16 protein-coding genes are annotated in these 16,845 nt (G+C 63.6%); 5 read left to right on the forward strand and 11 right to left on the reverse strand.

From position 1 onward, the window contains the following. Positions 1 to 6 precede the first annotated feature (6 nt). The 8 genes from DLM46_RS00740 to DLM46_RS00775 all read right to left on the reverse strand — a co-directional run bounded on the left by DLM46_RS00740 (position 7) and on the right by DLM46_RS00775 (position 9,542). Complete coding sequence (locus tag DLM46_RS00740; RefSeq protein WP_115098808.1) at positions 7 to 840, reverse strand: M55 family metallopeptidase; 834 nt, start codon at positions 838 to 840, stop codon at positions 7 to 9. Beyond that, on the reverse strand, positions 840 to 1,913 hold the full coding sequence (locus DLM46_RS00745) for a DmpA family aminopeptidase (RefSeq protein WP_115098809.1): 1,074 nt from the start codon (positions 1,911 to 1,913) through the stop codon (positions 840 to 842). The genes DLM46_RS00740 and DLM46_RS00745 overlap by 1 nt, the downstream gene beginning before the upstream one ends. Next, complete coding sequence (gene gsiD / locus DLM46_RS00750) at positions 1,910 to 2,815, reverse strand: glutathione ABC transporter permease GsiD (RefSeq protein ID WP_115098810.1); 906 nt, start codon at positions 2,813 to 2,815, stop codon at positions 1,910 to 1,912. Before gsiD ends, DLM46_RS00745 begins: the two co-directional genes overlap by 4 nt. A 7-nt stretch (positions 2,816 to 2,822) precedes the next feature. Then, positions 2,823 to 3,743, reverse strand: coding sequence for a glutathione ABC transporter permease GsiC (gsiC, locus tag DLM46_RS00755; protein ID WP_115098811.1), 921 nt, complete (start codon positions 3,741 to 3,743; stop codon positions 2,823 to 2,825). Between the two features lie 108 nt (positions 3,744 to 3,851). Continuing rightward, positions 3,852 to 5,414, reverse strand: a complete 1,563-nt coding sequence (gene gsiB, locus DLM46_RS00760; RefSeq protein ID WP_115098812.1) for a glutathione ABC transporter substrate-binding protein GsiB — start codon at positions 5,412 to 5,414, stop codon at positions 3,852 to 3,854. Positions 5,415 to 5,515: 101 nt separating this feature from the next. Continuing rightward, positions 5,516 to 7,438 carry a dipeptide ABC transporter ATP-binding protein gene (locus tag DLM46_RS00765; RefSeq protein ID WP_115099241.1) on the reverse strand — a complete coding sequence of 641 codons (1,923 nt, stop codon included), beginning with the start codon at positions 7,436 to 7,438 and terminating at the stop codon, positions 5,516 to 5,518. 125 nt (positions 7,439 to 7,563) lie between these two features. Then, positions 7,564 to 8,544: an isoaspartyl peptidase/L-asparaginase family protein gene (locus DLM46_RS00770; protein ID WP_115098813.1), complete on the reverse strand. Its 981-nt coding sequence runs from the start codon at positions 8,542 to 8,544 to the stop codon at positions 7,564 to 7,566. Further along, complete coding sequence (locus DLM46_RS00775) at positions 8,541 to 9,542, reverse strand: MurR/RpiR family transcriptional regulator (RefSeq protein ID WP_115098814.1); 1,002 nt, start codon at positions 9,540 to 9,542, stop codon at positions 8,541 to 8,543. Before DLM46_RS00775 ends, DLM46_RS00770 begins: the two co-directional genes overlap by 4 nt. Positions 9,543 to 9,711: 169 nt before the next feature. On the opposite strand from DLM46_RS00775, the gene DLM46_RS00780 reads away from it, so the two are divergent. Next, positions 9,712 to 10,422: a pseudouridine synthase gene (locus DLM46_RS00780; protein ID WP_115098815.1), complete on the forward strand. Its 711-nt coding sequence runs from the start codon at positions 9,712 to 9,714 to the stop codon at positions 10,420 to 10,422. 190 nt (positions 10,423 to 10,612) lie between these two features. After that, positions 10,613 to 10,801, forward strand: coding sequence for a hypothetical protein (locus DLM46_RS00785; RefSeq protein ID WP_115098816.1), 189 nt, complete (start codon positions 10,613 to 10,615; stop codon positions 10,799 to 10,801). 123 nt (positions 10,802 to 10,924) lie between these two features. Here DLM46_RS00785 and DLM46_RS00790 read toward each other — a convergent pair whose 3' ends face one another. Then, positions 10,925 to 11,989, reverse strand: coding sequence for an NAD-dependent epimerase/dehydratase family protein (locus tag DLM46_RS00790; RefSeq protein ID WP_115098817.1), 1,065 nt, complete (start codon positions 11,987 to 11,989; stop codon positions 10,925 to 10,927). A 123-nt stretch (positions 11,990 to 12,112) separates the two neighbouring features. Here DLM46_RS00790 and DLM46_RS00795 point away from each other — a divergent pair, with 123 nt between their 5' ends. The 3 genes from DLM46_RS00795 to DLM46_RS00805 all read left to right on the forward strand — a co-directional run bounded on the left by DLM46_RS00795 (position 12,113) and on the right by DLM46_RS00805 (position 15,173). Then, a complete protein-coding gene (locus DLM46_RS00795; protein WP_115098818.1) occupies positions 12,113 to 13,144 on the forward strand; it encodes a CDP-6-deoxy-delta-3,4-glucoseen reductase in 1,032 nt (343 codons plus the stop codon). A 362-nt stretch (positions 13,145 to 13,506) separates the two neighbouring features. Beyond that, entirely contained in the window at positions 13,507 to 14,691 is a 1,185-nt protein-coding gene (locus DLM46_RS00800; protein WP_115098819.1) for an acetylornithine transaminase, read from the forward strand. A 17-nt stretch (positions 14,692 to 14,708) separates the two neighbouring features. After that, the gene (locus DLM46_RS00805) at positions 14,709 to 15,173 is read left to right on the forward strand and encodes a GNAT family acetyltransferase (protein ID WP_115098820.1); all 465 of its coding nucleotides are present in this window, start codon (positions 14,709 to 14,711) and stop codon (positions 15,171 to 15,173) included. A 117-nt stretch (positions 15,174 to 15,290) separates the two neighbouring features. On the opposite strand, the gene DLM46_RS00810 is transcribed toward DLM46_RS00805, so the two are convergent. Beyond that, on the reverse strand, positions 15,291 to 16,007 hold the full coding sequence (locus tag DLM46_RS00810) for an ABC transporter ATP-binding protein (RefSeq protein WP_115098821.1): 717 nt from the start codon (positions 16,005 to 16,007) through the stop codon (positions 15,291 to 15,293). Then, positions 16,007 to 16,783, reverse strand: coding sequence for an ABC transporter ATP-binding protein (locus DLM46_RS00815; RefSeq protein ID WP_165847886.1), 777 nt, complete (start codon positions 16,781 to 16,783; stop codon positions 16,007 to 16,009). Before DLM46_RS00815 ends, DLM46_RS00810 begins: the two co-directional genes overlap by 1 nt. Between the last annotated feature and the right edge of the window lie 62 nt (positions 16,784 to 16,845).

The following is a 16,845-nucleotide window of genomic DNA, read 5'->3' on the forward strand; positions in this document are numbered from 1 at the left end:
AAGCGTTTAGCGCAACATGAACGACATCGCCGACAGGCAGTTCAACATACGCACCGCATGTTCCGCCGATTGCGCATTGAAACGCAGCGTGACGGCGTCGACGCGCGTCAGCGTCGGCCATTGACAGAACAGATCGGCGAGCGCGGTGGTTTGCACGCGCAGTTCACATTCGACGGGCTTCGCTTCGGCGCGCGTGGCTTGCGGCGCATGGCCGGCACTGACGTGCTGCTGCACCACTTCGCGCGCCGCGCATTCGATTGCATCACGCGCGGCGGCCGGCGTTTGGGTGACGCCGCTCGCGTGCCCGGTCGCGCTCTTGGTGACGACAAAACGCGCATCGGGAAAACGCGGCGCCGTTTCCTCGGCGAATACATCGTCGCCGGACAAAAGCGCCACACGTGCGCCATATTCTCGCGCCAGCGCGCCATACAATCCCGCCTCACCGACTTCGACGCCGTTCAGCGAGACCCGCGCGTACGCGAAGCTATTGATCGTGTGCGCGAGGATGCCGCGCGTTTGCGACATCGCGTGATAGCCGATCATGAACACCAGCGCCGCGCCGTATTCGAGCCCGGCCATCATGCCGAGCGTGCGCGGCTTGCCGAGCACCAGCTGAGCGCGCGCATCGAGCAGATCGGGCAGCAGATTGCGGAAGCCGCCGTGCGAGTCGTTGACCCACACGTGCGTCGCGCCGCCGGCGAAGGCGCCTTCGATCGCAGCATTGGCTTCGAGCGTCATCCAGCGGCGCGCGGCTTCGTATTCGGCGTTGCCCGCACGCGTCTGCTCAGGATGGAACACACCGGCTACGCCTTCGATGTCGGCGGAAATCAGAACTTTCATCAGGGAGATTGCTTGAGAAGTTGAGCGAGGTCGGCAGCGGTGTCGTGCAACGACAAACGCCGATGGCCGTCGCGGCCCGTCACCGAAGTGGCGCTCCACAACGCATCGACGATCGCCTGCTCGACGCTGTCCGAACAGGCGCGGAATAACGGATCGAGACGCGCGTGCGCGAGCAGCGGCGGCAGCGCGACGATATCGGCATCGTGCGGCACGGTATAAGCCGTTGAAAACGCCAGCGCGATATCGCCGCTGCCGTGGCCGTACACCGAGCCGGTTCGTGCGAGGCCCGCCGCCGCGCGCAATGACAGACGCTTGAGCTGGCGCGAGTCGAGCGGCGCGTCGGTGGCGACGATCATGATGATCGAGCCTTGCTCGGGTTTGCCAGCCGTGGCGGCGGCTTGGGACACCCGCTCGGCCAGCACGCGGCCGAGCGGCACGCCGTCGATCGTCAGCATCGGCAAACGGCCGAAGTTCGCCAGCACCAATGCGCCGACCGAATAGGAGCGCCCCGATATATCGGCCACGCGCGACGCATTGCCGATCCCGCCCTTCAGATCGAAGCACGACATGCCGCGCCCCGCGCCGACCGAACCGCCGGCCACGTCTGCGCTCGCGGCAGCACAAGCCGCGTTGTAATGCGGTTCGCCCACCGCCAGCGCCTGGATATCGTTCAGGTATCCGTCGTTGCATTCGAACACCAACGGATTCACCGTCGACCACTCGCGTCCGATCCGCGGATTCACTTTGATCGCCGCGCGAATCTGCGCCTGCGCGAGCGCCGCGACGCCAAAGGTATTGGTCAAAGCAATCGGCGTTTCCAGCACGCCGAGCTCTTCGACCTGCACGAGCCCGATGCTTTTTCCAAAGCCGTTGATCACCGACACAGCCGCCGGCACCTTGTCGCGAAACGGATCGCCGCGGTGTGGACGGATCACCGTGACGCCGGTTTGCACAGGACCTTCGTCCAGCGTGCAATGACCGACCGTCACGCCATGCACATCGGCGATCGTGCCGAGCAGACCGCGCGGCAATACGCCGATATGCGGCGCGTTTTCAGCGTTGCCGATACTCATGGCCGGTCGAGTTTCGGATCGAGCGCATCGCGCAATCCGTCGCCGAGCAGGTTGAACGCCAGCACGGTGAGGAAAATCGCGAGACTCGGAAACAGCGCGATATGCGGCGCGGTGACCATATCGGCGCGTGCTTCGTTGAGCATCGCGCCCCACTCGGGCGTCGGCGGTTGCGCGCCGAGTCCGAGAAACGACAGGCTCGCTGCCGTGATGATCGAGGTGCCGATGCGCATCGTGAAGTACACCACCACCGATGAAATCGTCCCCGGCAGAATATGCCGCACGATGATCGTCCAGTCCGATGCGCCGATGCTGCGCGCCGCTTCGATATAGGTCAGTTGCTTGAGCATCAGCGTATTGCCGCGCACGAGACGCGCAAACGCGGGAATGCTGAAAATCGCCACCGCGCAGATCACGTTGATCATGCCGTTGCCGAGAATCGCCACCACGCCGATCGCGAGCAGAATGCCGGGGAATGCGAACAGCACGTCGGCGACGCGCATCGTGATGCGGTCCCACCAGCCTTCGTAGTACCCGGCCAGCAGACCGAAGAAGGTGCCGATCATCGCGCCGATCGCCACCGACAGAAAGCCTGCCTCGAGCGAAATACGCGAGCCCACCAGAATGCGGCTGAAAATGTCGCGGCCCAGCGAATCGACGCCGAACCAGTGCGCGGCTGACGGCCCCGCGTTCAACGCGTCGTAGTCGAAGAAGTTTTCCGGATCGTACGGCACGATGTGCGGCGCAACGATCGCAGCCGCGATCAACAGCAGCACGAAAACGCCGGCGGCAAGCGCCACGTGCTGCTTGCGGAATTTGCGCCAGAACTCGCTCCACGGCGTGCGGATCGCACGTTCTGCCTGGGCGGCTCGCGCCGCATTCGCTTCGGTGGCTGTCGTGCTCATGCGGCCCTCACTTGAAACGGATGGTCGGGTTGATGACGGCGTACAGCACGTCCACGACCAGATTGATGATGATGAATTCGAGCGAGAACAACAGCACTTCGGCCTGAATCACCGGATAGTCACGCATCGACACCGCGGCCACCAGCAGGCGTCCGAGACCGGGCCAGTTGAACACCACCTCGACCATGATCGAGCCGCCGAGCAGAAAGCCGAATTGCAGCCCCATCATCGTGACGACGGGAATCATCGCGTTGCGCAGGCAGTGTTTGACGATCACGAGGTGCTCGGGCACACCTTTGGCGCGCGCGGTGCGTACAAAGTCTTCGTTCATCACTTCGACGAACGAGGCGCGCGTGAATCGCGCCATCACCGCGGCCACGGCCGCGCCGAGCGTGAGCGACGGCAGCACGTAGCTCTGCCATGACCCGTCGCCGACGATCGGCAACCAGCCGAGCTTCACCGAAAAAATCTCCATCAGCAGCATGCCGAGCGCGAAGGCCGGAAACGATATGCCCGACACCGCGATCGTCATGCCGAGCCGGTCCGGCCAGCGATTGCGCCACACAGCGGAGACAATGCCGATGCCCATGCCGAGCACGACCGCCCACACCATGCTGGCCAGTGTGAGCAGCAGCGTCGGCATGAAGCGCTCGCCGATTTCCTGGCTGACCGGCCGCTTGCTGCGCGTAGAGATGCCGAAGTCGCCGTGCGCGATCTTCACGAAGAAGCGGGCGAATTGCTGCGGCATCGGCCTGTCGAGGCCAAGGTCGGCGCGCACCAGCGCGACGGTCGCTTCGTCGGCCTCGGGGCCGGCGGCGAGGCGCGCCGGATCGCCCGGCAGCAGATGCACGAACAGGAACACCAGCACGGCGACGATAAAGAGCGTCGGCAGCAGGCCAAAGAGACGTTTGACGAGGAAGTTCAGCATGAATCCCAATCCGGCAATGAAGCGGGCGACGATGGATCTTCTGGCGCAGTACAGGACCGTCCGGCTGGCGCATTCATGCAGAACACGCCGGGCCGAACGGTCAGCTCATCACCTGATCGCGATGTCGTCGAAATTGAACGAACCGTCCGGCGCTACGTAAGCACCCGACAAACGCTTGCTGCGCGCGTACACGACCTTCTCCTTCACAAGGAAAATCCACGGCGCGTCGGCCCAGATGCGCTTTTGCGCATCCGTGTAGAGGGTGGCCTTCTGCGCGCGGTCGGTGGTTTCGAGCGCCTGCTTCAGATCGCTATCGACCGTGTCGTTCCTGTAGTACGCGGTATTGACCATCTTCGGCGGGAACGACACCGACGCGAGCAGCGGCGTGATCGCCCAATCCGCCTCGCCCGTCGACGACGACCAGCCCGCGTAGTACATCCGCACCGGCGCGGTGGCCGCGTCCTGCGCGCTTTCGACCTTGGCGACGCGCTGGCCCGCTTCGAGCGCTTCGACCTGCGCCTTGATGCCGACCTGTGCCAGTTGCTGCTGCACGAACTGAATCACCTTCTGCGCGGTCGAGTAGTTATAGGCCGACCACAACGTCGTTTCGAAACCGTTCGGATAGCCCGCTTCCTTCAGCAGCTCACGCGCCTTCGCCGGGTCGTACGGCCAGGGACCGAGCTTCGTCGCGTATTCGACGCCTTGCGGCACCACGCCGTCAGCCGGCGTCGCATAACCGGCGAACACGACCTTCGTGAGCGCGTCCTTGTTGATCGCGTAGTTCAGCGCTTCGCGCACCTTCGGGTTGTCGAACGGCTTCTGATTCATGTTCAGGCTGATATAGCGCTGGATGATCGAGGGCGACGCGATCAGATCGACCTTCGGGCTCGACTGCAATTGCGCGGCCTGTTCGAACGGCACCTGGAACGCGAAGTCCGCTTCGCCGGTACGCATCAACGCGGCGCGCGTGTTGTTGTCGACCACCGGTTTCCAGTCGATTGCGTCGACCTTCGGATAACCCTTCTTCCAGTAGCCGGCAAACTTCTTGACCGTCAGGTCGCCTGCCGGGTCCCATTTCACCAGCTCGAACGCACCGGTGCCGACCGGATGGAATGCGATGTCCTTGCCGTACTTCTTCAGCGCGTCAGGCGAAATCATCACCGCCGACGGATGCGCCAGCACGTTGACGAACGCCGAAAACGGCGCCTTCAGCGTGATCTTCACCGTGTACGGATCGACCACTTCGGTCTTCTCGATGCGGCTGAACATGTTGTAGCGCTTGAGCTTGTTCGCCGGATCGGTGACGCGGTCGAAGTTGGCCTTCACCGCCGCGGCGTTGAAATCGGTGCCGTCCTGGAACTTCACGCCCTGGCGCAGCTTGATCGTGTAGACCCTGGCATCCGGGCTCGCCTCATAGCTGTCGGCCAGCACGTTGACCAGCTTCATGTCCTTGTCGAAACCGAACAGGCCTTGATAGAACGACTTGCTGACCGCTTGCGACAGCGTATCGTTGGCGTCGTACGGATCGAGTGACGTGAAGGTCGAGGCCACCGCCATCACGGCAGTCGTCTCGGCATGCGCCACATTGCCCGCGAGCATCGCGAACACTACTGCGCCGCCGCTGACCAGCGCGCGCACACGAAAAGGAGAAGACGGGACCAGCAGGTTCATGAGGTTGGCTCCAGGCTGCGAAATGAAACTGGGTTGTGTGATGCGAATAGAAAGTCGGCTTCAGCAAGCGGGGTTGGATAGGCCGGTTTAACAGGCGGAATTCAATAAGCGCCGCCGACCCGATGCGCTGCGACGAAATGGTCCGGTCCGACAGCGATGAGAGGCGCGACCACCGGCTCGTCGTCGAGCGCGCGAATCGGGCTCGGAATCTCATCGGCGGCGAGCATCCGCCTCGCGTGACGGCGCGCCGGATCGGCCACCGGCACCGCGCCCATCAGCTTCTTCGTGTACGGATGCTGCGGTGCTTCGAACACCGCGCGGCGCGGACCGATCTCGACGATCTGGCCGAGATACATCACTGCGACGCGATGACTCACGCGCTCGACCACCGCCATGTCGTGCGAAATGAACAGATAGGCGACGCCGAGTTCGCGTTGCAGATCGAGCATCAGATTGACGATCTGCGCTTGTACGGAGACGTCCAGCGCGGAAACGGATTCGTCGGCGATCACGACTTTGGGATTCAACGCGAGGGCTCGCGCGATCGCGATGCGTTGCCGTTGCCCGCCGGAGAATTCGTGCGGATAACGGCGCGCGGCCTCGGGCGGCAAGCCGACCTTTTCGAGCAGCCACGCGACCCGCGCCTGAGCTTGCGCGCCTTGTGCGACACCGTGCACGAGCAAGGGCTCCATGATCGAGAAGCCGACCGTCAAACGCGGATTCAACGACGCGAACGGGTCCTGGAAGATGAACTGGATATCCCGGCGCAGCGCCTGCAACGCGGGGCCGGTCAGAGAACTGATTTCCTTGCCGTCGAATTCGATCGAGCCGCTCTGGCTTTCGACGAGGCGCAGCAATGAACGGCCCGTCGTCGATTTGCCGCAACCCGATTCGCCGACCAGCGCCAGCGTCTCGCCGGGACGCAAATCGAAGCTGACCTTTTCGACCGCATGCACGCGGCCTGTCACGCGGCCGAGCAAACCGCTCCTGACTGGAAAGCGCGTGATCAGATCGCGCACGCGCAGAATCGGCGGCGCGTTGTCGCGAATCAGCGGCTGAGTCTCTTCGGCGACGGCGGCAGCAGAACGAACGGCGTCATCGGTACCGGTCAAGGCTGCCTGTTCGAGCGTCAGAATCGGGAACCTGGCGGGCTGATCGGTGCCCTCCATTGCGCCCAGGCGCGGCACGGCTGCAAGCAGCGCTTTCGTATACGGATGCGACGGCGCGGCGAACAGCGCGTCCGACGCGCCCTCTTCCACTTTCTCGCCGCGATACATCACCAGCACGCGATCGGCCACTTCGGCCACCACGCCCATGTCGTGCGTGATAAAGATCACGCCCATGTTCATCTCGTCCTGCAAGCCGCGAATCAGTTGCAGGATCTGCGCCTGAATCGTCACGTCGAGCGCGGTGGTGGGTTCGTCGGCAATCAGCAATGCGGGCTTGCACGACAGGGCCATCGCGATCATCACGCGCTGCCGCATGCCGCCCGACAACTGGTGCGGATAGCGCGCGGCCACGCGGCGCGCTTCGGGAATGCGCACGAGTTCGAGCAGACGCAGCGTTTCCGCCTTTGCGGCGGAACGGCTCTTGCCCTGATGCAGGGCGATCGCTTCACCGATCTGGTCGCCGACCGTGAAGACCGGATTGAGCGAGGTCATCGGCTCCTGGAAAATCATCGCGATATCGGCGCCGCGTATCGAACGCATCGTGCCGGACGACGCTTTCGCCAGATCGAGCACACTGCCGTCGCGGCGCCGGAACGCGATACTGCCGCCGGCAAGGCGCCCGCCGCCATGCTCGATGAGCCGCATCAAGGCGAGCGACGTCACCGATTTACCCGAACCCGATTCGCCGACGATCGCCAGCGTCTCGCCGCGCTCGACGGTCAGCGACAGATTGCGCACCGCGTTGAAGGTGGTCTCGCCGCTGCGAAACGCGACCGACAGATCGTCGACCGCGAGCACGCGTTGCGGCGGCAAGGCTTCGATGAGCGGGCGGGCGCAGTGCGATGGAGTCGGCACGATGGAGTCCTTTGAATTCGAACGCGGCAAACAGGGCTCAAGCGGTGGATCAAGCGGTGGCTCAAGCATTGGCTCAGGCGGTGGCTCAGGCGGAAAAGCGCAAGCGGCGCCTCAGCCAACCGGCCTTAGCGATAAATCGCCGTCACCGGCGTCTCGCCGAGCCGGGCAAAACCGCGATACATACCTTCTGTGTTGAACGGCAGCGCAAGGTTGCCGCGCGCATCGACGGCGACCAGACCGCCGCGGCCGTCGATCTTCGGCAAACGGTTCATCACTACGTCGTGCGCCGCTTCTTCGAGCGACACGTTGCGGTACGCCATCTGCGCGGCGACGTCGTAGGCGGCGACCATGCGCATGAACATCTCGCCGGAGCCCGTGGTCGAGACCGCACAGGTTGCGTCGTCCGCATAGCAGCCCGCGCCGATCAACGGCGTATCGCCGACCCGGCCGACCTGTTTGTTGGTGACGCCGCCCGTCGACGTCGCAGCCGCCAGGTGCCCATGCAGATCGAGCGCGACCGCGCCGACAGTGCCGAACTTGCGATTCGGATCGATCGGTTCGTATTGCATGGGATCTCCATGACCGGCAGCGAGCGCCGCGCCGTCGTGATCGAGCATCGCGCGTGGCTGATCGCGTGCGAGCAGCCATTGCCGATGACGCGCTTCGGTATGGAAATACTCCGGCTCGACGAACTCGAGACCTTGCGCAGCGGCGAATGCTTCCGCGCCTTCACCGGAGAACAGCACATGTTCGCTGCGTTCGAGCACGCGGCGCGCCACCAGCACCGGATTGCGCACGCGCTTCACGCAGCAGATCGCGCCGGCTTCGAGCGTGCTGCCGTCCATGATGGCCGCGTCGAGTTCATGCGTGCCCGCCGCGGTGTACACCGCGCCATGGCCCGCATTGAAGAGCGGACAGTCTTCGAGCAGACGCACGGCTTCGCTGACGGCGTCGAGTGCGCTGCCGCCATCGGCGAGCACGCGCTGACCGGCGCTCAGCACGGCATGCAATGCAGCGTGGTATTCGGCTTCGGCGCCGGCCGGCATCGACGCCCGCAGGATGGTGCCCGCGCCACCGTGAATGGCAATGACTGAGTTGGAGTTCATCGTTTCGCTTTGTTCGATCGGTTCGCGTTGTTTGCGTTGTTCGCTCTGGTGGTGCGGGTAGTCCGGGTAGAAGCGCGCGTGGGCGAGTCCACCGTGTCCGACGGCGCGGCTTGCGGATCGGTGAGCCAGGGCAACACGAATTCGCTGACGCCGGCGGCCGCCTTCACCGAGCGTTTCGCCCGGTAAGCGACCGCGTCGCAGAGCGCCTCGATGACGGCCAGCACGGCGGAATCGGCATTGGCCGCCAGCCGCCGTTCGGCCCGGATATAGAGCGCGATATCGGCGAATTGCGCGAGCGGCGAGCGCGGGCTGTCGGTCAGCGCGAGCACGCGTGCGCCGCGGTCGGCGGCACGCCGCGCGAGTTCGACGGTGTCTTCGACGTAACGGGGAAACGCGATGCCGATCACCAGATCGCCTTCGTCCGATGCGAACAGGCGCCGCGCCGCATGCGAGGGTCCGCCGATCAGCGCGAGCGACTGCACATTGTCGTGATACGGCATCAGACCGTGCTCCATCAGACCGGCGAGAAACGCGCTGGAGCCGTAGCCCAGCACGAACACGCGGCGTGCGGCGATGATCGCTTCGACCGCGGCCTCGGCGACGGCGCTGTCGATCGAGGTGCGGATGGTTTGCAGATTGGCGGCAGCCTGTTCGAGCAGCGCGTCGAGTAGATTCTCGCCGGCCGCAAGCGACTCCTGTGCAGTGCGAAGCCTTTCGATGGGGGCGAGCGTCGCCTCGAAACCCCGCACCAGCGCCTCGCGAAACTGCGGATAACCGTCGAAGCCGAGCGCGCGTGCGAAACGGTTCGCCGTTGCCACCGACGCGCCCACCACGCTGGCCAGTTCGTCGATCCGCATGGTGGCGGCGCGAAACAGATTGGCCAGCACGTAATCGCCCATGCGCCGATGGATCGGCGTCAAAACCGGCATCGCCGCGGTGATGCGCGCAGCGATCGCCTGCTCGGCGGGATTGGATGCAGCGGATGAGTGGTGAATCATTCGAGAGCGCGCGCCGCAGCGGTTTTATACAAGTTGGATGAAATTATATTTACATGAAAACCTCGCCGAAAAAAATTCATTTTCATTTTCGAGGGTTTTCACCGGGGCGCAGCCGACGCCGTGACGCTGCGCGGCGCTCCGCTTCTTGCGGTGTTATTCTTCGCTCGCCATGAATCTCGAAAGCATTCTCTTTACTCAAGGTTTCGGCTCGCGCCGCCAATGCCGAGCGCTGATCGCCGACGGCCGCGTGACAATCGGCGGCCATGCCCATACCGACCCGGACGCCGATCTCGCCACCGCTGACGGCGCGTTCCAGTTCAGCGTCGACGGCGTCGTCTGGCCGTATCGCGAGCATGCCTACCTGCTGCTGAACAAGCCGGCCGGCTACGAATGCTCGCGCGAGCCGCAGCATCATCTGAGCGTATTCAGCCTGCTGCCGCCGCAGTTCGCCGCGCGCGGCGTGCAGTGCGTGGGCAGGCTCGATCAGGACACCACCGGCCTGCTGCTGCTCTCCGACGACGGCAAATTCGTGCATGCGTTCACGTCGCCCAAACGCAAAGTGCCGAAGGTGTACGTGGCGACCACCCGCCATCCGGTCGACGACACGCAACTGAGTGCCTTGCGCGACGGCGTCCTGCTGCACGGCGAACCCAAACCGATCGCAGCCGTAAACGCACGGGCCCGCGGTGACCACGCGCTGGAACTCACCGTGATGGAAGGCAAATATCACCAGGTCAAGCGGATGATCGCCGCGGCGGGCAACCGCTGCGAAGCACTGCATCGCGCGCAGATCGGCGGGCTTGCATTGCCTGCCGCACTTGCAGAAGGCGCGTGGCAATGGCTCGACGAAGCCGACCTCGGATCTTTACGGAGCGGGTAAACAGGTACAGCGCAGGTACAACGCAGGTACCGCGCGCTCAAAGCCTTGAACGGCCGCGAAAAAAATGTTCGCCTCCCCACATAGCGTCTGCTGAGAGCCCTATCGTGCGCTGCGTCGCAGCATGCTCTTCCTTACAACCCCTTCTATACTCGATTAAACAACGACTACAAAGAGTTCAAGGAGGGGCGTCATGATCATCCACGACACCGTCGAGATCTCGTACGCGATGATTGCTTTCACGTGCCTCGGGCTCGTCCTGATTGGCGGACTGCTGGTCGCAATGCGGTTGCGGCACAGATATCATCCGAATCTTATCGGCGCCTTGATCGGCGCGATGCTGTGCTTCCTGCTGCTGGAAGCACTGCCGGCGCTCACGTAAGGCGGCGGGGCCACACGCAGCCGGCCAATGGCCGGCCCGGCGCGAGCGTTTCGCCGGGTAATGCCCGGTGCGGCGGCTTTTTTGCTCGCCGCAAAACCCATTCGATCGAACCGTTCGTGGAGTTCAATCGCGCCCTTTCGCTTCGCCGACGCTTCCCGTGCCGGTTCCGCCGCGAACTTCCCGCAGAAAATGTTCAACGCTCGGATAACGCAGCCGCACGCGCAGTTCTTCTTTGAGACGCCGGTTCACCAGCCGCCTCGACTCTCGCATGAAGGACAGCAAAGTCGGCTCGATCTGCTGCCCAGCCGCCGCGCGCGTGATGCGCGGCGCACGCTCGAGGCCGAACGCATCGGCCACCACGTCGAAGTACTCGCCCATTTTCAGCGACGTGTCGTCGGACGCGTGGATCACGCGCGCCGGCCGGCCGTGCGTGGACATGCGCACCAGAATCGCGGCGAGATCGTCGGCATGGATGTGGTTGGTGTAGACATCTTCGGCATCGATCAAAGCCGGCGTGCGTTTGTCGAGTCGCGCAAGCGGCAGGCGGTTGCCGGCATAAATGCCCGGAATCCGCGCAATGCTTGCCGCGATCGCGCCCCGGGCCGTCGCGCGCCGCAGTTGCCGCTCGGCCGAGACGCGGCGCTTCGCACGCGGATTGGTAGCTTGCAGCGCGCGCGTTTCGTCGATCCATGCACCGCCGCAATCGCCGTAGACGCCCGTCGTGCTCGCATAAACCAGCCGCACGGGCGTGCGCAAACCGGCGGCTCGCCGCACCCCGTCGGGTACAATATTGGCTGCTTCAGATTCCATCCACGCAGCACGAACGCGGCGCTGCCGTGCTACCGGCATGACGGTGCCACGCGCGGCACGTAAGACACGAGGGCCACGAGCGCTCAGCGTCGCGAGTAAGGCACGGGTGCGGCGGTCGTCGTCACCGGTCTTTTGCGGCGGCGCGAGATGCAGCACGGTCGGCGCGAGACCCGCGAGCCGCTTCAGGCTGCGGCGCGCGTCGAGGTCGCCGACCAGCGGGCTCACGCCCGCGGCGCGCAATTCGGCGCGGCGCCCGGCGTGGCTGGTCAGCGCGAAGACATGCGCGTGCGGTTCAAAGAGGGGCACGCAGCGCATGCCGACATCGCCGCATCCGACAATCAACACGCGCGGCCGGCGGAATTTTCGTGTCGCTTTCATGGTGGACGCATTGTAGCCGTCAAGCGCAGCAGGTACCGCGCAGTTGGCGCCGCGGGTCCGACGACGCGGGTCCTACGACGCGGGTCCGACAACGATTACCGACTTTTCGATTTCGAACACTCTATGGCATTTAACGTCACTCTCCGGCAAAGCGGCCGGCAGTTTCAGGTAGAACAGGACGAACCGGTGCTCAGCGCCGCCTTGCGCCAGGGCATCGGCCTGCCGTACGGCTGCAAGAACGGCGCCTGCGGTTCTTGCAAAGGCACGGTGGTCAGCGGCGAGATCGAGCAGCGTCAGCATTCGTCGTCGGCATTGTCGAACGACGAGAAGACGCGCGGCATGGCGCTCTTCTGCTGCGCAACGGCTTGCTCCGATCTCGAAGTGGATATCCGCGAAGTAGCCGGTGTCGGCGACGTGCAGGTCAAGAAGCTGCCGTGCCGCGTCAACGCAATCGAGCGCAAGGCCGACGACGTCGTGGTGCTCAAGCTGCAACTGCCGGCCAACGAACGTCTGCAATATCTGGCCGGACAGTACCTCGAATTCATTCTGAAGGACGGCAAGCGCCGCAGCTATTCGATGGCGAATGCGCCGCACGCGGAAGGTCCGATCGAACTGCACATTCGCCACATGCCCGGCGGCGCCTTCACGGATCACGTGTTCAACACGCTGAAAGAGCGCGACATCCTGCGCTTCGAAGCTCCGCTCGGCACGTTCTTCCTGCGCGAAGAGTCGGACAAGCCGATCGTGCTGCTGGCCTCGGGCACCGGCTTCGCGCCGCTGAAGGCGATCGTCGAGCATGCGGTGTTCAAGAACCTCGCGCGGCCGATGACGCTCTACTGGGGCGCGCGCCGCAAGAAGGATCTGTATCTGCTCGAACTGGCCGATCAATGGGCAAAGGAGATTCCGAACTTCAAGTTCGTGCCGGTGCTGTCGGAGCCGGACGCGAACGATGCGTGGACGGGCCGCGTCGGTTTCGTCCATCGCGCGGTGATCGAGGATCTGCCCGATCTGTCCGCGTACCAGGTCTATGCATGCGGCGCCCCGGTCATGGTCGAATCGGCCCAACGCGATTTCACGCAGCATCATGGCCTGCCGGAAGACGAGTTCTATGCGGATTCGTTTACCAGCGCGGCGGATCTGGCGAACGCGGTTTGAGGGCCGCGCGGCCCGATCTCATGACCCTGCGATCGAGCCGTTCCTGAGCAACATGTCAGCGATAAGGCGGATGCGCAAAAATCCGCCCTGTCGCGAATCCGTGCAAATTCATGGTTTACACCATCGCACGCGATGTCGTATTCTTTCGCGCATGAACCGCATCCAATCCGAACTCCGACGTCGCCGCTCGCCGCTCCCCTAGGGACGCCGCCGGCTTCGTCACGGATTCGCGCCACACAAAGGCGCAAGCTGTTCGAATCATGAAAGCCACGGCATGCCGTGGCTTTTTTGTTTTTCGGCCCTTGTTTCACTTTGGCCAAACCTTCATTCACCCTTCACCCCGTCGTCTGGAGCCTGCCGTCATGAATTTCAATGAGTATCCGATCGAGTCGCTGATGTACATCACAAACCGGCCCGAAATCGTTTTCACGCACGGCAAGGGTTCGTGGCTCTATGACAATAACGGCAAGCGATATCTGGACTTCATCCAGGGCTGGGCGGTCAATAGCCTCGGCCACTGCAACGACGGCATGATCGAAGCGCTGAACAAGCAGGCGCAACTGCTGCTCAATCCGTCGCCCGCGTTCTACAACGCCCCGATGGCGCAGCTCGCCGGTTTGCTCACGCAGCACAGCTGCTTCGACAAGGTGTTCTTCGCCAACAGCGGCGCCGAAGCGAATGAAGGCGCGATCAAGCTCGCGCGCAAGTGGGGCAAGAAATTCAAGGATGGCGCGTTCGAAATCATCACGTTCGATCACAGCTTCCACGGCCGCACGCTCGCGACCATGTCGGCAAGCGGCAAGCCGGGCTGGGACACCATCTACGCACCGCAAGTGCCGGGCTTCCCGAAGGCGGATCTGAACGACATCGCATCGGTGGAAAAGCTCATCAACGCGAACACCGTCGCGGTGATGCTCGAGCCGATTCAAGGCGAAGGCGGCGTGATTCCGGCCACGCGCGAATTCATGCAGCAACTGCGCGCGCTGACCAGACAGCACAACCTGCTGTTGATCGTCGACGAAGTGCAAAGCGGTTGTGGCCGTGCAGGCACCTTGTTCGCGTACGAACTGTCGGGCATCGAGCCGGACATCATGACGCTCGGCAAGGGCATCGGCGGCGGCGTGCCGCTCGCGGCACTGCTGGCCAAGGCCGAGGTCGCCGTGTTCGAAGCGGGCGATCAGGGCGGCACCTACAACGGCAATCCGCTGATGACCGCGGTCGGCTATTCGGTGATCTCGCAACTGACGGCACCGGGTTTCCTCGAAGGCGTGCGCGCGCGTGGCGAGTATCTGCGCACGAAACTGCTGGAGCTGTCGGAAGAACGCGGCTTCAAGGGCGAACGCGGCGAAGGTCTGCTGCGGGCATTGCTGCTCGGCAAGGACATCGGCAACCAGATCGTCGAAAAAGCGCGTCTCATGCAGCCCGACGGCCTGCTCCTGAACGCGGCTCGTCCGAACCTGCTGCGCTTCATGCCGGCGCTGAACGTCACGAAGGAGGAAATCGACCAGATGATGGCGATGCTGCGTTCGATTCTCGACACGCTGTAACCGCTCGGAGCGCACGCATGACGACGGCCGCAACGCTCTCGATCCGCCGCTTCGACGCGGGCGACACCGATGCCGTGGTCGCGCTGTGGCAAGAGGCATTCCCCGAGTACCGGGACGCGACGAAGCCGCAGCGCAATCCGCATCTGTCGATCGCCAACAAGCTGGCGACGCAACCGGAACTGTTCTTTGTCGCCGTGCTCGGCGAGCGCATCGTGGGCACCGTGATGGGCGGCTACGATGGGCACCGGGGATGGTTGTATTCGCTTGCGGTGGATGCTTCGTTGCGTCGGCATGGCATCGGCACGCGTCTCGTCGCGCATGTCGAAAAAACGCTGACCGAACGCGGATGCCCTAAGCTGAATCTGCAGGTACTGTCCGCGAAGGCCGATGTGCGCGCGTTTTATGAAGCGCTCGGTTATCGCACCGACGAAGTGATCAGTCTCGGCAAGCGCCTGGGTGAAGTGGCTGCGTCGGCGGCTTGAGCGCTGGACACGCTCGAATGAGAAAAAGGCCGCATGCGAATGAATACGCATGCGGCCTTTTTCATCGGCACAGCAAACTTACGTCAGCTGGCTCACTCACCCAAGTTATTCACCCGCTCATTCACCCAGATACGCTGCCCGCACCTTCGGATCGTCCAGCATCTGCTTCGCGTCGCCGGACATCGTGACCAGACCCGAGTCCATCACGTAGCCGCGGTTCGCCGCCTGCAACGCGAGACGCGCATTTTGCTCGACCAGCAGCACGGTCATGCCTTCGGCCGAGATCGCGCGCACCACTTCGAAGATCTTCTCGACCATGATCGGCGACAGACCCATCGACGGTTCGTCGAGCAGCAACAGCTTCGGCTTGCTGATGATCGCGCGCGCCATCGCCAGCATCTGCTGCTCGCCGCCCGAGAGCGTGCCCGCGTACTGCGTCGCACGTTCCTTCAGACGCGGGAAGAAGCCGAACATACGATCGACGTCCGCCTTGATGGCGTCCGTATCGTTGCGCAGATAAGCACCCATCTGCATGTTCTCGACGATCGACATGCGCGCGAAAATACCGCGGCCTTCCGGCACCATCGCCAGACCGCGCTTGAGCAGTTCGTGCGCGGGCATACCTTTGATCGACTGGCCCATGTACTCGATGTCGCCTGCCGAGTACGGCTTGAGACCCGTGATCGCCTTCATCGTCGTGGTCTTGCCTGCGCCGTTCGCACCGATCAGCGTCACCAGTTCGCCCTGCGCGACTTCGAGATCGATACCCTTGACTGCCTGGATGCCGCCGTAATTGACCTGCAGGCCCTTGATTTTCAACATTGCCGTAGCCATCAGTGGACCCCCGCGCCGAGATAAGCCTCGATCACCTTCGGGTCCCTCTGCACGTCGTGCGGCAGCCCCTGGGCGATCACCTTGCCGTAGTCGAGCACTGTCATCTGATTGCACAGGCCCATTACCAGTTTCACGTCGTGCTCGATCAGCAGGATCGTGCGGCCGTCACTGCGGATCTTGTCGAGCAGCTTGGTCAGCTCGACCTTCTCCGTCGCGTTCATGCCGGCCGCCGGTTCGTCCAGCGCCAGCAGCTTCGGATCCGTTGCCAGTGCGCGTGCGATCTCCAGACGGCGCTGGTGACCATACGACAGGTTGCGCGACGTGTAGTCCGCGTATTGCAGCACGCCCACATACTCGAGCAATTCCAGCGCGCGCTCCTTGATTTCGCGTTCTTCCTGACGCTCGGCCGGCGTCTGGAACACCGCGCCGATCAGGCCGTGCTTGGTGCGCACGTGACGGCCGACCATCACGTTTTCCAGCGCGGTCATGCCGCCGAACAGGCGGATGTTCTGGAACGTACGGGCAATCCCCGCCTTTGCCACCTGGTACACCGCGGTCGGCGTGTAGTTCGTGCCGTCCAGCTTGAATTCGCCGGAGTCCGGCGTGTACAACCCCGTGATCACGTTGAAGAACGTGGTCTTGCCTGCGCCGTTCGGGCCGATCAGGCCGTAGATCTGGCCTTCCTGGATTTCGAGGCCGACATCGGCCAAGGCCTGCAGGCCGCCAAAGCGCTTGTTCACGCCCTTCACTGACAGTCGGATTTGTTTATCACTCACATTAGCGCTCATATCGTTTCTCCTGTGTCGGCCAGAGTTAGCGCTTTAGCTGTCGACCGGAG

Source organism: Paraburkholderia lacunae, from assembly GCF_003353175.1.
Taxonomy (GTDB): domain Bacteria; phylum Pseudomonadota; class Gammaproteobacteria; order Burkholderiales; family Burkholderiaceae; genus Paraburkholderia; species Paraburkholderia lacunae.